Below are 1312 nucleotides of genomic sequence, written 5' to 3'. Positions count from 1 at the left end.
TCGCGCCATCCAATATACAGCCGAATTTAAAATAAAAGCGGTTAAGGAAAATCAATTAGGAAAAGGACCAGCTCAGATCTTCAATGAAGCTGGGTTTGATTTAGAAATTATTGGTCTAAAGAAAGCTCAAAGTTCCCTTGCACGCTGGCGTAAAACCTATCAAACACTTGGAGAATCAGGATTTTTAGAGGAACGACGAGGAAAAGCAAGTTCTGGTCGGCCAAAGGCTGAACACTTGTCAGCTGAAAAGAAATTAGAAAAAGCAGAAGCGCGTATTCGATTATTAGAGGCGGAGCTTACGCTCCTAAAAAAGCTCGAAGAAATGGAAAGGCAGGCGAAGAAGAAACGAATCTAAAGCCAAGCGAGAAATATCAGGCAATTAATGAAACGATTCGTCTGTATCAATTAAAAAATATGACTCGTTATCTTTGTAAAATAGCGAATGTTAGTCCAAGTGGCTATTATAAATGGCTTCAGAACAATGGAAAGCAAGTACTACGTGATGAAGCAGACTATCAAGATTATTTATTATTGAAGGATATTTATGAAGCCTCAAATGGAAAAATAGGTTATCGTGGATTTTATATGACTTTAACGGAATTACTAGTAACCCCAATGAATCACAAGAAGATATTACGTTTAATGAGCAAATTCAATTTGTATTCAAAAGTGAGACGTGCCAATCCTTATCGTACATTAGCGAAGGCAACTGAAGTGCATCGCCAAGTACCTAATCATTTAAATCGCCAGTTTAAACAAGATGAGCCTGGTAAAGTATTCTTAACTGATATCACCTATCTACAATATGGAAGTGGACAAACTGCCTATTTATCATGTGTTAAAGATGTAGCTACAAGAGAGATTGTGGCATATGAATTATCTACGAGTCTAAAGATGGATATTGTCAGCCGTACATTAAAAAAGTTAGAAGAATTTATAAATGATAACCTACATCCAGAGGCGATGATACATTCCGATCAAGGCTTTCATTATACACACCCTGATTTCCAACAGCGTGTGAAAGAAATGGGTCTCCTTCAATCCATGTCACGACGAGGAAACTGTCTCGATAACGCACCGATGGAATCATTCTTCGGGCACTTTAAGGATGAAGTTGATTGCAAAGAAGCTGAGAGCTTAAAAGATTTGAAATACATAGTAGAAAATTATATGGATTACTACAATACTGCAAGAAAACAATGGACATTAAAGAAGATGACTCCGGTAGCATACCGAAGCCATCTAATCGCCGCTTAAAATAGGTGGCGAACTCCCTTTTAATTAAACTGTCTACTTTATAGGGTTCAGTTCA

Annotated in this window: 1 protein-coding gene; it reads left to right on the top strand. The window is 37.3% G+C overall.

Features of this window, described 5'->3' with window-relative positions; genetic code table 11:
* Positions 1-1257 (top strand): IS3 family transposase gene (locus ACH0B5_RS18020; RefSeq protein WP_406928258.1). Its coding sequence is split into 2 segments (ribosomal slippage), with 1258 coding nucleotides annotated over them: positions 1-305 and positions 305-1257; the frame shifts between segments, so codons are not numbered across the junction. This gene is flagged as partial in the annotation.
* Positions 1258-1312 lie beyond the last annotated feature (55 nt).

Source organism: Ureibacillus sp. 179-F W5.1 NHS, assembly GCF_045369345.1.
Lineage (GTDB): Bacteria > Bacillota > Bacilli > Bacillales_A > Planococcaceae > Ureibacillus > Ureibacillus halotolerans.
Note: the sequence above shows the minus strand (reverse complement) of the source record. Positions and strands in the feature narration are given on the sequence as shown.